Genomic DNA, 13,345 nt, shown 5'->3' with positions numbered 1-13,345 from the left:
TCCGCCTGCCATAGTCTTGCCACATTTTCTGCGTGACGAGGGCAGAAACGTTTTTTAAATCCCTCTCAGGCATAATCGAATTATGTTGTTTTCGACAACAAACCTGAATGCAGGTCAAACAAGAGCGGAAATTGAGGGCTAGAGTATGAAACTGAAACTCCTCGGAGTACTGTCTCTGTGCATACCAATGGTAGCGGTCAGTGGCGCATCTGCCGCTACATGTGCTGACAGAGATCACGTCACAGCACGTCTTGCAGATCAATTCGGCGAAGCGCCGGTGGCCAACACCGTCAGCCGGAACAATCATGTGCTGGAAGTCTTTGCATCCCCGAATGCGGAAACATGGTCCATCGTGGTGACGCTGCCAGAGCGGAACCTGGCCTGTCTTGCCGCAACGGGCAAGGGCCAGGTCCGGCTAACTTCGACTTTGCAATCGCTCTAAGCGATCGCAAAGCCAAAGCGGTGATTGGGCGCGGGCATCCCCTCCCGCGTGTGGTGACTTGAGTCAGGTGGTTTAGTCGTGACCACCTGAGCCACCGCCGTCGCAATCACCCCCGCCGCCGCCGCCACCCCAGGCTTTCCAAAGCCAACTGTCGAGCGCGGAGCCATCCCCTTGCGGGATCGGCACATCAAGCGATGCGCGCAGGGCAAGATATTGGCCCATCTGCGCAGAGCTGCCCTGAGACACCATCAGATCGACCCAATGGGAATCAAGCGAGGCGATTTCTTCCGGCAAGGCGATGGCATAGGAACTGCGCACCGCAAAATCCAGATCCGCGTCCAGATCGCTCAGCGACAGAATATCCATCAACTCATCGCGCAGGGGCATTTGCGTCTGGCTGTTGTCCAGCTCCTGACGCAGCTTGTCCCAATTGGCGGCGAACTGATCGAACCCCTCATTGGCTGGCGGGGCCATCACAGCCGAGGCGCGTGTCACCGCGATCGACCCGATAATCAGCCCCTTTACGACCGAGGACATCAGTTTGAGTTTGTTTCTGATTTTCATCGCTCAACCCTCCTGATCTGCCAGGACAATGCCGGCGATTGAAAAATCGTTGCTGGCATCAAAGGGCGCGAAGAAATCCAGACCATCCAGACCCGTTGCGTCGCTCAGGTCTACGCCAACCTCCCCGTTGGACATCTGAATCGTTTGACGCTTGCGTTCAGCCACAAGACGCAGGTTGTTCAACTCGGTCTCATTGTCGGCGACGCTTTGCACCTGTTCATAGTTATTGGTGCCAAACGCAAAGAGATTGGTGCCGTGGAACTCTGTCAAAATTCCGGCCAAATCAATTTCGAAGGTTTCGGTGCCTTCGAAAATGGCCTTTTTCTCTTTGTCAATTTTGCCGATTTCATTCTGCAACAGCAGATCTTCCTGATCGCCGGTGCCACTTGGGGCAAGCACTGTCACCAGATCATCCTGAATGATCACCCGACGCCGCAAATCCCCATTCTCTTCGAACCGGGCCGAGACTTCCTGATTAAAGGGAGCCCATGGCAGGCGGTCCTGCGCCGAATAGGTATCTGTGTTGATTTCCTGTCCCGCGGCGATCATCGTCATGCCGGCAATTTCGGCATCCTCTGGTTCGCCCTCAACACGGTCCGTTGCAAACGACCCGTAGCGGCGATCTTCTGAATGGAACAGATCGCTATACCAAACCTTGGCGACGGTCTGTGCCGAAGCAAAGCGAATTTCCAGCCGTTCGTCAAAATCGATCTCGTCGTTCTGGGCCCCGTTTTGCACACCGATACCGTCAATCGGATCCCAGTAGATCGTGGCCTGGCGCCAGCTTTCGTTATCGTCGTTCAGCCGCAAGGCGCGCAGCGTGATATCACCGACGGTGCATTCATGTTCGCCGAGGCATGCCCGAAACAGCAATGCGCGAAAATCAATGTGCTGTCGCAACTCACTATCAATCTGCGATAATCCCTGAGCCTCGCCGGTTGTCGCTGTCGTCGACATAATGGGTGTCGCGGCGACAATAGCGAGGGCCGTTCTCCTTAATATTGACATATTTCCCTCCCTGCACTCGCTATTCGGGCTGCAAACTACGGTCTACAGCGGGTTTAGCCAGTTCTATTTTCTCCTTTAAAAATAACGGATTATGGGCAATTTTTGGAAAGTATTTAGGTTATTAATCGTTCGGGTGATGGGCCAAATCTCGCTGCGCTTCTAAATACGGCAAAAAAAAGGCAGGAGCCTCTATATATAGTGGCTCCTGCTAGCTGTGCTAAAATGCAACAGATAAAACTGATGTTTCGATCTAGAGAAGAGGTTTAGTTCTCCGCTGCGCCAGCGAGTCGTTCTTTCTTCCGCTCAGCCACAGCTTGTGCCATCAGCAAGGCGCTGTCATAGGTCACTGGCCCGTGTTTGCAGGTCTCAAAGATCCCTTCGGCCCGGCAGAAATCGAACATCGCATCAATGGTGCGCTGGGTCAGCTTGCCCGATACACTGCCGGGATAGGCCCCCAGCGCTTTCAGTTCGGACTGCATCAGATAGACATATGACGTGCGCTCAATGCCGCGCATCCGCATGGCAGCGGAGACAAAGGCTGGGCCACTGACCGCTTCGAGCTCTTCGGTCAGCGCGCGGCGCGATTTGCCGTGATTGGCAAGGTCATAGCGCGCGGTGACAATTTCTGCATAGCGGTCTTTTTCCGGCAGGTTTTGCAGGTGATCCGCCACCAATGCCGCATGTTTGGCGCTGGCACCGGGAATAAAGCGGCGCAATTCTCGATAAGCACGCGCCAGTATGTGCGTTGCCCGCGCGTCCCCTTGTGCCATCCGGTCTTCCAAGGCGGCGACAATCGCCGGCACATCAGCACCGCCCATCCGGGTCGAGCGGCGCTCATGGTTGCGCAACACGATATTGGCGGCGCTGGTGTTGCCCGCAGTCGCCATTTGCAAAAGACCACGTTCGCCAAGTGTGCGATCCGAACTTGCGCCCAATTTGCCTTCGTAATGCGCCAGTGCCTGCTTGGCCTCTGCGCCTTTCAGACCCAAGTCGACCGCTTTTTGCAAACTCTGTGCCGCATCAGCCCCCCGGCCAAGCGCAATCTGCGCCTCAGCCAAATGCAGCAGCGCCGCTTCATATCCGCCAGACACCGCCGTATTCAGCGCATCAGCGGCAGCGGTCATATCCTGCGTTGTGCCATTGCCGCGCAAATAGGCGCTGCCCAATTTTGCAGAGGCCCGCGCCTCGCCGGCCGTGGCGGCGGCCTGGTAAAGTGCAATGGCCTCATTGGGTGTGCCGCCAACGCCCTCCATATATAAATCGGCCAGCGTCATCTGCGCCCGCGCCGGGTTGGGCCCCTCGGCCAGGGCGGTCAACATTGCAATGCCCTTCTCCGGATCGGAACTGGCGCCGAAACCGCCGGTGGCATGATATTTTGCCAGCGACATGCGGGCAGAGGCGCTGCCACTTTCGGCGGCCGCTTCGAAGGCGGTGCGCGCAAGGTCCTTTTCACCCAGGGCAAAATGCAACTGCGCAATCCGCAATTGCGAGCGGTTGCTGCCCTGCGCCAGCAGATCCTGTTGCAGTTTCAGCGCCTCGCGCAGGTCAGCGTTACTGCGCGCGGATTTGCGCAGCACTTCAGCGCGTTCATAAAGCGCCTTGGCATTTTCGGCCGTTTGGGCCGCCAAATCAGGCGCGGCGCCCAAAAAGGACAGCAGTGATAAGATTGCGAGACAGCGCAGCATGTATAGTCCTCCCTAAATTGCGACCCTTCTCTGTCGCAAATACCTTTAATTACTTGGGGCCGGTGCCACGGGCTGCGAACTGCCCGCCCCGAGCGCAATTTGCAGCGCGATGTAGTTCAGGGCGCGCTGCCGCCGGTTTTGCGCCAGATTTGCCTCGGCCTGGATTTGATTGCGCTGCAAGCGCACAAAATCGAGCACGGACATTTCCTGCGCGTTGAACAATTGACGCGACAGGTTGATCGCCTCGGTGTTCAGTTTTACCGATTGGCTGGAATTGCCGACCGCCTGACCCAATTTGCGTTGCGCAACCAGCAGGGTCTCCACCTCTTCGATCGCCACAAGCACCTGAGATTTCCATTGCAAAAAGGCCGCCTGCGCATTGGCATGACGCGCTTTGACCTGTGCTTTGCCGGCACCTTGGTTAAAGATCGGGATCGACAGACCCAAAAGGCCAATCGCCCCGCGCACCGGGCTGGCGTCGCTGCGGGCCGAGATGGTGCCATTCAGCGTCAGCTGCGGATACAGGTTTGCCTCAGCCACATTCATTTCAGCAACCGCCAGACGATAGCGGTGCTCTGCGGTGCGGATGTCCGGGCGATTTGCCAATAGATCGGCAGGTACGCCAGAGGCGACATTAAAGCGCGGATAGGGCTGACCGCGATAGCGCAGATCCACAGGATTGGTGCCGGCAATCTTGCCGAGCAAGGTTGCAATGCGGTTTTTCTGACGCTCTACCTCGATTCCCAGCACCGAAATTTCGGCACGGGTTTCGGCGATTTCAGCGGTGGGCTGCAACACATCCAGCCGCGTGGTTGCGCCCTGCTGTTGCAATAGATCCAGATCGCGCGAGGTGCGCTGCCAGGTCTCCAGCTCTTTGTATTTCAGCGACAGGCGCTTTTGCACAAAGCGCAGATCGACATAGGCCGAAGCCAGGTTGGACAGCACCAGAAGCCGGGCGGCATCCAGTTCGGCCAGACTTGCACTGGCGCGGGCGCGCGCGGCCTCTTCGCGGAACCGTTGCGAGCCGAAGAGCACGGCCGAGCCTGAAATCGCCCCAAGGCTGCGGTCATTGCCAATGTTGGAGGACGCCACCTGAGACTCAATGCGGCCGTTGACGTCGATCACCGGACCAGCGGTAAGCACCAGGGCATCCGCCTCGTCAACGCGTAACCGCGCCTGCGCCAGCTGCAAATTATCTCGCAACGCGATGGCAACAAGTTGATTGAGAACAGGGTCTTTGAAGCCCTGCCACCAGGCAGAAGTGGTGGATACTTTGCCAGCATTGGCTGCAGGGGCCGCAAATTTGGCCGGTACAGGTGTCGTTGGTTTCTGATATTCCGTGCCCACGGCGCACCCTGAAACGAGCGCGGCCGCGATAAGCGGTTTGATAAATCCTTGTACGGCAATTGTCCCCATTGCACTTCTCCTGCTGCTTTAAGTCAATTTTTCAATCACTTCCCACTGTTTGAATGCTGCGGTTCCGGGCGCGCACGCCCAGCCCCCTATTGTGCCGTGCCACGGGTGGCGCGGGATGCTCGTGTATGTCTGCCTCGCTTTGGTGTCGGTCAAAGAGGAAAGCTGTGCTTGCGCACCAACTCCCAGATATCCACATTCAAAGCTTCGAGACGCGCGATGCAGCTGTCGATATCAGCTGCTTTGTCGCTGGTCAGAGCTTCGGTTTTGCCGACTTTAATCTCTTTGCGGCGATCCTGAATGCGCATCATAATGGTCTGGATGCCGCCGCTGTCTGCATCAAAGGAATAGATGCAGTGGTTGTATTTGTTGCGCAGCGCCGCCTCGCGCACCAGACGAGAGGTCAGCGCCAGAATATCATCGCGTAAATTCGGGGGCGTGCGTTGCAATTTGGACAAACGCTCCACCATATCCACCCGCGCGCGGGTGGTGTTCAGCGTCAGGAATATCACCACAGCCACATCTTTTTCGACCTCCGCGAGGCCTGCAATCAAGTGGATCAGCAGGCTTTCGGTATTGGTCCAGGTGTAGTTGAGGCGCCCGACGCGGTGAAGAATCTGGTCCAGTTCCACATCGCGCCCTCCAAAGTTTGGCCTGTGCACGGTCTGTCCCATACGCACCCCTCAGTGTGGCATGACTTCCATGAACTTCATCGCCGCCGCGGTGCGGTTGCTGACATTCAGCTTGGTGATGATGTGATGGATGTGCAGCTTGATCGTGTGTTCTGACACGCCAAGCTCGCCTGCGATCTGCTTGTTCTGCAGACCATTTGAGACATGTTTCATAACCGCCACTTCGCGCGGGGTCAGAATGTCGGGGTCAACCGAAGGCGGCGGTGCCGCGGCCGCTACGGGCTTTGGCTTGGGTTTCACTTCCGCAGAAACGGAGCTCAACGCAGCACCCGTTTGCGCCCCCTGCATGATCTCCAGCGGATAATACCCCCCGCCACTGATCAGCAGGCGCATCAGCGCCAAGAGAATTTCGATGCTTTGGTTCATGGGCAGAAAACCCTGCACCCGACCCGCATCGCCAAGCCCCGCAACAACAGCCTGGGCGCAATGATCGCTGCAATAGGCCACCACGATCCCGGGCAGTTCAGCGCCCGGGGCCGCTTCGCCGTGTTTGGCGAGCAATGTTTCGAGTTGCTGCAACTCCTGATCAAAAATCGCCGAGTCCACAATCACAAGCCGTGTTGCCGTTTTCTCAGGGTCGATTTGCGCGTGATATTCCTCAACGCTGTCAAATCGCACCGGCATCACGTCTGGGATTTCCTCTTCGACGTTTCGCAGAACAATATTACTGAAGTTTTTGACCGGGCCGATAAAAACGGCCAATTCACGGTCGACATTCGGTACGTTGTGGCCACCCAATACCAATGGGGCCACAGATTCAAATCCTGGCATTTATCCCTCCCACACAATCGCTACCCGGGCATGAACAATTACACCCGTTACGCAGTGCCGACCCTGCCCCGTCCTGCAACGGCGAACCGGCTTATCCCCAACTGCTCGACTAGTGAGTGGATGTCCTCGTATCCACATGAGACTAATTTAACGTAGGAAATTTTCCTTTGAAATCAGTCTTTAAACGTTAGTTCACAGGCTGCGGCATCGTCAATTAACCAAACGGTTAGTGCGAAACCCTCATTTTATCCACAGCTCGCCAAAGTATTATGTCAACTTTTTCGAGTCGTTTCAAATGATTAACGAATCATAAATCATTCTAGGTAAACGCAGCGATTCTCAGCCCGAGCATTTTTATTAAAGTCTCAAAGCAAGACATTGATTTTCAATGATTCTCGCCCGTCGCATTTTACCCCATCCGAAGTAGACCCAATCGGCAGCTTACGCCGTTACAGGAATTCCACGAGGCTTAGTGGCACCAGATCCCGGGCTATGCCTGCGGATTTGGCACCATTTTAACCGGCGTTTGCATGCCCCCGATTCGGTCCATTTCAGCGAACCGGGCAGCGCCCAAAAAACCAGGGGAGGGAAACAGAACCAAAGAGTGACTTCGCGCGGTCGCAGCTGCTTTTGCATGACCGCATCATGAAAACTCAACTTTCAAACAAATCTAAATCATGTTCGACAATGGTCACATTAGAATGACTGGTGACCGCTCGAACCCTTAGTTAGGGAGAAGTAACAATGCCAGGTGGATCACGACATCACCCACTTTTCGGCCTTCAAGGCCAACTGCAAGGTCAAGGTCAATTGCAAGGCCAAGGCCAGCATCAAGGGCAAGATCAGGGACAGGGCCAAGGCCAACATCAAGGCCAGCACAGCGAAAACCTGAACCTGAACGGGAACGGGAACCTGAACGGAAACGGTAACCTCAATGGCAACGGAAACCACAACGGCAACCACAACAGCAATACCAATGACACCAGCTCTGATTCTTCCAGTGCTGGGCTTGGTGCTGGTCTGGGCGCTGGCCTAGGGGCTGCGGCGGCAGGTGCGGGTTCGCACTCGAATTCTGACGCAAATTCCGGTTCCAATTCCGATTCTACGTCCAAGTCTGGATCGCATTCGAAATCCGGGTCCCACTCCAAGTCAGACGCGACCGCTACCAGCTCGAACACATCCACGACTGAAGTATCGAACACCTCTGACGTAGATGTGGACATCGACATCAGCATGGAAGGCTGGGAGCCAACCGATGATGATTTTGCTGATTTTGACCTGCATGGGTCAACCGTCGGCGACATCACAATGGCAGATGGGGATATGAACACCGATATTGGTGGTGACACCCATATGGCCAAACTGCTGCAAAACTCATTGACCGGTGCAGGGAATGATGTTGGCACGATCAACAACATGAACAACGCGCTTCAGGACAATGACATTGTCGAGGACGCTCGCGTCTCTAACAGCGGCGATTACTCTTCCAAGCAGAAAGCATATGGCGGCGAAGCCAATTCGGAAGAAGGCATCGACAACGAGTCTGACGGCGGCAACGCTGGCAGCGCCAGCACCGACAGCGGTGACGGCAGCGCAGACGATACCAGCGGCGGAAAAGCCTTTGCCATGGGTGGTAAGCACTATGGCAATGAAGGCGGCAAGTCCAAAGGCGACGACGGTGGTGACGGCGGCAATGCCACATCCACTGGCCTTGGGCTGGGCGGTCTAGGCATCGGCCTTGGCCTCGGCGGCGACGCTGGCACAACCGGCGACGGCGGTGATGGCGGCGACGGTGGCGACGGCGGTGACGGCGGCGATGGTGGTGACGGCGGCAACGCAGGTCACGCTGGTGCGCTGGGTGCCGGTCTTGGCGGCCATTCAGGAGCACTGGGTGCAGGTGCTGGCGGCGATGCTTCCGCAACCGGCGGCGGTGATGGTGGAAAAGCCAAAGCTGACGCTGACTCTGGCGGCGGGTATGCCCGTATTCCAACTGGTGGCGGCCGCTCAGACGCTGACGCAACTGGCGGTGCCGGTTATGGCCCAGCAGACGCTGATGGCGGAAACGGCAAAGGCTATGCAGACTCAGATGCCGGTCATGGCATGGGCGCTGGCATGGCGAAATCCTACTCCGGTGGCAATGATGCCGACGGCGGCGCAGGCGCAGGCGGTGGTTCTGGTGCCATGGGTGGCAGCTCAGGCTCTGCTGACAGTGGCGACACTGGCGGCTGGGGTGCTGGCCAAGGTATGGGCATGGGCAAAGCCGGTGCTGGCGGCGGTGACGGTGGTCATGGCGGCCACGGTGGCGACGCAAGCGCAGCTGGTGGTCACGCTGGCAACGGCCTAGCACATGGCGGCGACGCTGGTGTCTGGGGCGGTAATGGCGGTGCATCCGGTCATGCCTCTGCAGATGGCGGCATGGGCGGCAAAACCGGCGGCTCATGGGGTTCGCACAACGGCGATGATGGCTTTGTGAATGGCTATTCCACCGCGTCTGCTGATGCAGCGTTGGATAACGCAGCCTTCAACATGAACATCGTGCAAGGTGCGAATGTTCTGGGCAACACCGTCGATATGACCGTTGTAGGCGGTGGCTATTCCACCACCCTCATCGGTGACGACGACATGTCATAAGGCAAACGCCTGAAACACCGGCCTGCGCAGCGCAAGTTGCGCAGGCCTTTTACAAGAAAAAAATAATCGAGCAGCACAGGGTATTAACGCCAGAACGGCAGGGATTTGACCCATGCTAGACGATAGAACAGAAATTATTGCCCATTTCATCGGAATGTTTGAGCTGAATGCAGAAGCGGCTCGCATGAAGATCCAATATCAAGAAATGCTCGCACGGCTGGCCCAGCAGGCTGACCTGGGCGGGCTTTTGAATGTCACGGTCAATGTCACCAGCGCCTACGGGCTGCAAGATTTCATGGCCGGTATCAAATGGCCGCTATCTTTCGTAAATGTGCCGGTCAGCAATTTTTCCATTCTGGTTCCGGGCATGGCGGGCTTTGCCCCGGCGATGCTGCCAATGTTTTTCCCGCCGGCCTATTTCGGCGATGATTTTTTCAATGGGGTGCAGGCGGCCGCAGGGCCGGTGTTCAGCATCCCCCTGCCCTCATCGATGGCCAACATCACGGTCGAGGCCAACTATCTTGAGGATCAGGACAAGTTTCTCAACTATGACGCCGGCGTGGAATTTGTCGCGGCGCGCGATTTTGATGACGCGCTGCAACAGCTGGTAGATACGGCCAATGTGCTTCAGCCCCTCGGGGCCCCAGCCCTGCCGCAGAACGAAGAGGTGATCGCCCAGACCGGCGTCGATCTGGCACAGGACATCGCAACGCTGCGCACCGACGGCGGGCTGCCCGAAGTGGATGGCGCAACGCAACATGTCGCCTTTGGCGGCGACGTGGCGGGCAAGACCGTCAATGGCGAGAGCGTCGAGGACATTCCGAAGCTGGCCGAGCTGCGCAAACGTTTTGAGGAAAAGGACGAAGAGGACGAGGATGCGCCGCTGCTCGAAGATCATCTGGCCAATCACGAACTTTCGACGGGCCAGAACCTGCTGCTGAACGAAGGTGTGGTTGTTACCAATTGGCTGGACGCGCCGATGATTTCGGTGATGGGCAAGGCGATTTTTGCCAAAGCCATCAGCCAGACCAACGTCTGGAACGACAGCGACACGATCAACGGCATGCTGCATGCCAGCGCCAATTCCAGCACGCAAAGCATGAACGCAGCCGCGTTCACAGCCGAATCCAACCCACATCACAGCCAGATCGAAAAGGTCGAAGGCGAAGAGATGGGCGATGGGCCGAACCATGTGGTCGTCACCCGCCTGGAAGGCAATCTGATCAACTACAACCACGTGTGCCAGTATAATTTCGCCAATGATTCAGACACGGTCAGCGTGAAATTTGACGCGGATTCAACATTCCTGCAAATGGGCGACAACACGCTCTACAACGTGTTTGATATTCTTGGTCTGGGCTTTCACTACGATCTGATTGTGGTTGGCGGCGACATGATCGACGCGACGTTCATTTCGCAGACCAATATCATGCTGGACAGCGACTACCTCTATTACCAAGAGGGCTTCGGCGGCACGATCGAGACTAGCGACAACTTCCTTTATAACTACGCCTCGATCTCGGATTTCGGCATCGACATGACCGAAGAGATGACCGAGGACATGGCCCACGCCTCGCAAAAAGCCTCAGAAGGCAGCAATGCGCTTGGCGACAAGATCCTGGGTCACAAGGCCTTTGCCGACAGCGACATCATGAGCGTGCTCTACATTTCGGGCAGCTGGCTGGATATTCAGATCCTGCAGCAGTTCAACATTTTGGGCGATGCGGATCAGGTGGCGCTGGCGTCGGCCACAGTGCAGAGCGCGGAAGGCGCAGATATCTCTGTGCTGACCGGCGGCAACGATCTGATCAACTATGCCGCTGTCCACGACGCGGGGCTTGATTCCACGATCTACACCGCAGACGGGGCCTATTCTGAGGCCTTCTTGTATCAAGCAGATTTCGTCTCTGAGAGCGATCCATTGATGCTGCTGGATGCAGATCCGCTGGCTGGGGAGGCTGTGCTCTTCCTCGCGGATGGCATGCTTGAAAACACCTACGAAGAAGACGGCGTCACCGTGGCCGTGAATGCACCTGCTGAAACCACAGTGGATGTCATGCAATCAGTACTTGCCTGATTTGGGCATTATTTTGGGGAGAGCACCATTGAAGGACTACACATCAAAAGATGTAGAAACCGATCAATCCACTTCAGAGCTCAAAGGAATTTCTTCAGAAGACCCACGTCTTAAGACCACACTCACGGATAAGGACGGTGCCAAGGGCAAACCCAAGGCGCGGGCCTTTGAATTTCAATCCCGACGGGGGCAAGCCGCAGAGAAACCTGCGGGCACCGATCTGCAAAAGAAATCAAATGGCAAACCGGCGCTGGCCAATGGCTCTGGTGGGGGCGGGCGCAATGGTAAATTTCACCGTCGCCTCGGGCCGAATGATTTTGCCGGTGGGCTGAAACGTGGCCTCAAAGCCATTCGTAAGAACCTGGTTCTGGTGATCTTATTCACCTGCGCCACCAACGTTCTGATCCTCGCCATTCCAGTTTATCTGTTTCAGATCTCAGACCGTGTTCTGACCAGCCGGTCGTTGGATACGTTGATCATGCTGACCGCTGTGATTGTCGGGGCCGTGCTCTTGCAGGCCATGCTGGATGCGATCCGGCGGTTCGTTCTGATGCGCACCGCTGTCGAAGTCGCGGCGCAGCTTGGTTCGCCCATTCTCAGCGCGGCGGCGCGCGCCTCGCTCAACAGCAATGGGCGCGAGTATCAGACCCTTGGCGATCTGCAGCAGCTGCGCGCCTTTCTGGTCTCTGGGACGCTGCTGTCTTTCCTTGATGTGCCATTTGCACCGCTGTTCATTCTGGCGATCTATCTGGTGCACCCGCATCTGGGCTCCATCGTGGTGGTCACAGCGCTGATCCTGTTTATGTTGGCGATGATCAACCAGCGCATCACTTCGCGCAGTTTTGCCGAAGCCAACATGCACCAGAGCAAGGCGAACCTGCATCTGGACAGCATGTCGCGCAACAGTCAGATCATCAATGCCTTGGCCATGATCCCCGAAGCGGTTTCGATCTGGGGTGCGGATACGGCAAAATCGCTCAAAGCGCAGGTCAAGGCGCAGGACCGCAACATTGTCACCGCCGCGCTGTCGCGGGCGGTACGCCTGCTCACGCAGATCGGCATGCTGGGCTGGGGGGCCTATCTGGCGATCCATGGTGAAATCACCGGCGGGATGGTGATTGCCGCATCGATCATCGCAGGCCGTGCCCTTGCGCCCATCGAAGGCGCCATCGAAGGCTGGAACCACTTTTTGCTGTCGCGCGCTGCCTATGGCCGCATCTCGGCCCTGCTGCGCGCCTCGCCACTGAACACCGATCGGCTGCTGTTGCCGAACCCCGAAGGCCGCTTGGATGTTGAACGGCTACTTTATGTGCCCATCGGCACAAAGCGCGTCGTCCTTAATGGGCTGAGCTTTGCATTGGCACCAGGTGAATCCCTGGCCGTCATCGGTAACTCCGGCGCTGGGAAAACCACCCTTGGCAAGATGCTGGTCGGATCTGTCATGCCAACATCCGGTGCCGTACGGCTTGACCTGATGGACCTGCGCAATTGGGATCAACGGCAGCTGGGCACCAATCTTGGCTACCTGCCGCAAGATGTGCAGCTGTTTCCCGGCACAATCAAACAGAACATCGCCCGTATGCGCGCGGACGCCACCGATGATCAAATCCACAAGGCGGCTGTTCTGGCGGATGTGCATGAAATGATTGCCACATTCCCGGAAGGTTATGAAACCATCGTGGCGGCCGACGGCACGCCCTTGTCCGGGGGTCAGAAACAGCGCATTGCGCTGGCACGGGCCTTCTTTGGCGATCCGCGCCTTGTGGTGCTGGATGAGCCGAACTCCAATCTGGATGCCGCAGGGGATCAAGCGCTGGCGCGCGCGATGGTCCATGCCAAGCAACAGGGGATGACCGTCGTGGTCATCACGCAGAAGCCTTCGCTGCTCAGCTCGGTCGATAAGATCATGCTTATGGCGGATGGCAATATTTCTATGTTCGGCTTCCGCCAGCAGGTGCTGGAAGCGCTGGAACAGCGGCGACTGGACCGACAGGCGCGCATGAACCAGATGCAACGGCCACAAGGCGGGCCGCCGCAAAATCCGAACCAACCAAATGCTTAA

The 13,345-nt window shown here is 57.0% G+C and carries 11 protein-coding genes; 4 read left to right on the top strand and 7 right to left on the bottom strand.

Annotation, left to right across the window (positions count from 1 at the left end; all coding sequences use genetic code 11):
• Nucleotides 1-145: 145 nt before the first annotated feature.
• Nucleotides 146-442: a hypothetical protein gene (locus N6L24_RS14515; RefSeq protein ID WP_271845419.1), complete on the top strand. Its 297-nt coding sequence runs from the start codon at nt 146-148 to the stop codon at nt 440-442.
• Between the two features lie 72 nt (nt 443-514).
• Here N6L24_RS14515 and N6L24_RS14510 read toward each other — a convergent pair whose 3' ends face one another.
• The 7 genes from N6L24_RS14510 to N6L24_RS14480 all read right to left on the bottom strand — a co-directional run bounded on the left by N6L24_RS14510 (nt 515) and on the right by N6L24_RS14480 (nt 7,454).
• Nucleotides 515-1,006 carry a hypothetical protein gene (locus tag N6L24_RS14510; RefSeq protein WP_271845418.1) on the bottom strand — a complete coding sequence of 164 codons (492 nt, stop codon included), beginning with the start codon at nt 1,004-1,006 and terminating at the stop codon, nt 515-517.
• A 3-nt stretch (nt 1,007-1,009) separates the two neighbouring features.
• Entirely contained in the window at nt 1,010-1,963 is a 954-nt protein-coding gene (locus tag N6L24_RS14505; protein ID WP_271845417.1) for a hypothetical protein, read from the bottom strand.
• A 314-nt stretch (nt 1,964-2,277) separates the two neighbouring features.
• The gene (locus N6L24_RS14500; protein WP_271845416.1) at nt 2,278-3,699 is read right to left on the bottom strand and encodes a hypothetical protein; all 1,422 of its coding nucleotides are present in this window, start codon (nt 3,697-3,699) and stop codon (nt 2,278-2,280) included.
• 45 nt (nt 3,700-3,744) lie between these two features.
• Complete coding sequence (locus tag N6L24_RS14495) at nt 3,745-5,115, bottom strand: efflux transporter outer membrane subunit (RefSeq protein ID WP_271845415.1); 1,371 nt, start codon at nt 5,113-5,115, stop codon at nt 3,745-3,747.
• A gap of 149 nt (nt 5,116-5,264) precedes the next feature.
• Nucleotides 5,265-5,786, bottom strand: a complete 522-nt coding sequence (locus N6L24_RS14490) for a hypothetical protein (RefSeq protein WP_271845414.1) — start codon at nt 5,784-5,786, stop codon at nt 5,265-5,267.
• 9 nt (nt 5,787-5,795) lie between these two features.
• Entirely contained in the window at nt 5,796-6,575 is a 780-nt protein-coding gene (locus tag N6L24_RS14485) for a response regulator transcription factor (protein WP_271845413.1), read from the bottom strand.
• Between the two features lie 756 nt (nt 6,576-7,331).
• Nucleotides 7,332-7,454: a hypothetical protein gene (locus N6L24_RS14480; protein ID WP_271845412.1), complete on the bottom strand. Its 123-nt coding sequence runs from the start codon at nt 7,452-7,454 to the stop codon at nt 7,332-7,334.
• 336 nt (nt 7,455-7,790) lie between these two features.
• Between N6L24_RS14480 and N6L24_RS14475 the strand changes: the two genes are divergently transcribed.
• The 3 genes from N6L24_RS14475 to N6L24_RS14465 all read left to right on the top strand — a co-directional run bounded on the left by N6L24_RS14475 (nt 7,791) and on the right by N6L24_RS14465 (nt 13,345).
• Nucleotides 7,791-9,206 (top strand): hypothetical protein, encoded by a 1,416-nt coding sequence (locus N6L24_RS14475; protein ID WP_271845411.1) that lies wholly within the window; start codon nt 7,791-7,793, stop codon nt 9,204-9,206.
• 112 nt (nt 9,207-9,318) lie between these two features.
• Nucleotides 9,319-11,283, top strand: a complete 1,965-nt coding sequence (locus N6L24_RS14470; RefSeq protein WP_271845410.1) for a hypothetical protein — start codon at nt 9,319-9,321, stop codon at nt 11,281-11,283.
• Nucleotides 11,234-13,345: a type I secretion system permease/ATPase gene (locus N6L24_RS14465; protein WP_442872607.1), complete on the top strand. Its 2,112-nt coding sequence runs from the start codon at nt 11,234-11,236 to the stop codon at nt 13,343-13,345. Before N6L24_RS14470 ends, N6L24_RS14465 begins: the two co-directional genes overlap by 50 nt.

Source organism: Cognatishimia sp. SS12, assembly GCF_028369055.1.
In the GTDB taxonomy this organism is placed as follows: domain Bacteria; phylum Pseudomonadota; class Alphaproteobacteria; order Rhodobacterales; family Rhodobacteraceae; genus Cognatishimia.
This window is presented reverse-complemented; position numbering and strand designations above follow the sequence as displayed.

Excerpts from the sequence above, each read along its gene's own strand:
- N6L24_RS14470 (WP_271845410.1), top strand. The coding sequence starts at position 9,319 with ATGCTAGACGATAGAACAGAAATTATTGCCCATTTCATCGGAATGTTT.
- N6L24_RS14515 (WP_271845419.1), top strand. The coding sequence starts at position 146 with ATGAAACTGAAACTCCTCGGAGTACTGTCTCTGTGCATACCAATGGTA.
- N6L24_RS14485 (WP_271845413.1), bottom strand. The coding sequence starts at position 6,575 with ATGCCAGGATTTGAATCTGTGGCCCCATTGGTATTGGGTGGCCACAAC.
- N6L24_RS14505 (WP_271845417.1), bottom strand. The coding sequence starts at position 1,963 with ATGTCGACGACAGCGACAACCGGCGAGGCTCAGGGATTATCGCAGATT.
- N6L24_RS14500 (WP_271845416.1), bottom strand. The coding sequence starts at position 3,699 with ATGCTGCGCTGTCTCGCAATCTTATCACTGCTGTCCTTTTTGGGCGCC.
- N6L24_RS14495 (WP_271845415.1), bottom strand. The coding sequence starts at position 5,115 with ATGGGGACAATTGCCGTACAAGGATTTATCAAACCGCTTATCGCGGCC.
- N6L24_RS14465 (WP_442872607.1), top strand. The coding sequence starts at position 11,234 with ATGCACCTGCTGAAACCACAGTGGATGTCATGCAATCAGTACTTGCCT.
- N6L24_RS14510 (WP_271845418.1), bottom strand. The coding sequence starts at position 1,006 with ATGAAAATCAGAAACAAACTCAAACTGATGTCCTCGGTCGTAAAGGGG.
- N6L24_RS14490 (WP_271845414.1), bottom strand. The coding sequence starts at position 5,786 with ATGGGACAGACCGTGCACAGGCCAAACTTTGGAGGGCGCGATGTGGAA.